Below are 2,648 nucleotides of genomic sequence, written 5' to 3'. Positions count from 1 at the left end.
TTTCAATCCTGTCAAGTCTTGTTGCTTTGTCATCACCCTCATTGACATTGATCTCGAGTGCTTTTTCTACGGCTATCAGCATCTCCAGAGCTTCTTCCTCTACCTGCTGTCTGGTTTCTTTGATGTATTTCTGAATTTCTTTAGAAATGACGTCACGACGGTAATAAACATCGTTCTCTGTATCGAGGTTATCTATATTCAGAATATTTTCCACAGCAGTCAGTTTTCCAAGTACTTCAGGCCTGGCTTCGGGGTGGCCTGGTGTTCTGATGTCTTTCAGTTCTTGTTCCAGCTCTTTAAGTTTGAAGAGCTTGTAATTGACTGTTGATTCGAGGGTGGGGCGATCTTCCAGTGTGGTGTCTTCACTCAGGTCAATACCAAGAACCGATGCCAGAGCTTTTTTTCTGGTCCTGGTGTAAGAATTCTCTATTTCGCGTTGATCGTCCATTTTATTAAGTTGTTGACGCATATGCTGCTGATGAGCATGCACCTGGTTGATTTCATGAATTTTTATACTGATGAGTCTGGCTTGTTCCTCTTGGGGCTGGGCATCATCCCATTTGTCAATACCGAGCTCTGTTGCCAGTTCACTGTTGCGAGTGTTTGTCGCTTTTGCTCCGGCAGCATTAAGTTGTTTTACCAGCTCGGGGATTCGTTTGTTCTCCTGCTCAAGTTGGCCAATCAGGTCTTTTTTCTCTTCCAGCTCTTGATTAATCTTTTTAAGCTCATTGACAACTTGCTGATTGATTTGGACTAGTCTCAGTTTTTCCTCAATACCGCTCATGAGCGTTGTCGTTCTGTGTTGAAATGCTTTGCTTAGCGCGGTGAGTTCGGCCTCTCTTGCCAGCAGCTTTTCCAGTCTGGTTTCCATCTCAAGCAGCTGCCCGGCAGAGTCACCAATGACTCTGGAAGCAAAGCTTCCGTCTTTGTCAAAAGAATTGCCAGAAGGGTCGCCAGGCATTTTGCTGGTAGCGGGTATAACTTTATGTATATTTTGGATAAAATTCCGGTCAGTCAGAAAATTTCTAAGTACGGGTTTGAAGCGAAAGCGCTCTGCGAGTTGAATATGCACCCAGGTTGGCGTGATGATCGACGAAGCGAATCTGACGTGCGGTGCTGTGAATTCAAATTCATCTGCTGTATCTGGAGTAGCATAGGTCAATGCCTGCTGAAGATATTCATAGTATTCAAGCTTCGCCAGTTTACCATCGTATGCAAATGTCGTTTGTCCACTTCCAATAAGTTCAGTATTTTGTTGCGCAGCTAACTCTTCCAGTATTGCCATCTGATTGCTTTGAATGACGTACTGGTAGCTTTTGACCTTGTCTTTTTTAACCCATGCTGTTGCTTCAGGAGGGGGGGCGTTGTTGCCAAATTCATTCCGCCAGGTGTCAGCGAGAGCTTTCACAAAAGCGATGTCGGCGGGGTTCTGCTTCTGGCCACGGAAAACAATAATCTCTCCCGGAGCCTCAGTCACTTCCAGTTTTGGATAATCATCAGGTACAGGATAAGCCTGTGTCTCATCCTCGGTGTGTACAACATAGCCAACGGGTTTATGGTATGACAACAGATCATCCAGAGCCTCCTGTTGTAACTCTTTCCCCAGTAGATGAACCTGGGTGTAGGCAGAGGTAGCTGCTGCGAAAAGCGCCTCATCGTTGACAAAGAGCGATTGACCCAGGCGCTCCAATGCAGGGGGCTGATCACCGGAAACGATGAGACGCATGAAGGTGCGCCCTTTCACTTCAACCTTGACTGTTTTTAGGGTGGCAAGGGCAACATAGTGATCAACCTGGCCAAGGTTTCCTGCCCTTTCATTCGCACCTTTCAGCACTCCGATCAGATGTTCAGGGCTGGCAACGTTCGTAAACGGTTCTAATGTTTGAGCGTCGCCCAGTTGAGCGCGAACAGCCCCAATTGAATCCTGATGGATCATTCCGCCCCTGACTTCAATGACCAGTTCTTTTCCTTCAAGATCATGGGTGAACCTGAAGACCCCCTCATTACCCACCTTCAGGACTTTGGTGTATTTCCGGGCAACGTCATTCTCGTCGGTTTCAAACTGATCAACACTGGAAACGCCACCCTCAATGCCAGAAAGAATGTCTGTGAAGCCTTCAGAAGGAACGTCATAGCCCGCTCTGACTTCAGCCTGATCAGGGTAGGTGGTGGTAAAGGATTTGGGTATTGGCTGCGAGTCATCATCTAAAGTGGGCTTAACGATGACCTCATTCTGGGTAAACTCCATCTGTTCATTGCCAGAAATATCGACAGATTTTGTCTGCAGCCTGCGGGTGGCCAGTGCGTCTGCAGTAATGATGGAAGAGCTGATTACAATTGCCACTGCAAGGCTCAATGCATTGGGGCGGGCATTTGACATTCTGCTACCTCGGAGCTGAGTATTTTTTGTTACCGTGAAAAGCGATTGCCATACCGGGAGAGGAAGCGACTTTTCATCGCTCATGGCTGTCAATTGCTTATTTGGGTAGCTTCAAGGGTCTGCTTGATTGTGAGTGATTTCTCTCATCGTAAACAGATGCTTTCTTATTATTATCGCCCTTTTGCCACTTGTAGAAGGCACCAAAAGTGTAGAAGTAAGGAATACTTTCTGCATGGGAGAATGACCATTTAGGTACATTGTCCCTGAA

General features: G+C 46.6%; 1 protein-coding gene. It reads right to left on the bottom strand.

Annotation, left to right across the window (positions count from 1 at the left end; genetic code table 11):
• A partial coding sequence (locus KDK17_RS09010; RefSeq protein WP_257287892.1) for a hypothetical protein occupies positions 1 to 2,380 on the bottom strand: 2,380 nt, incomplete at its 3' end.
• Positions 2,381 to 2,648 lie beyond the last annotated feature (268 nt).

The organism is Endozoicomonas sp. SESOKO2 (genome assembly GCF_024606245.1).
Lineage (GTDB): Bacteria > Pseudomonadota > Gammaproteobacteria > Pseudomonadales > Endozoicomonadaceae > Endozoicomonas_A.
This window is presented reverse-complemented; position numbering and strand designations above follow the sequence as displayed.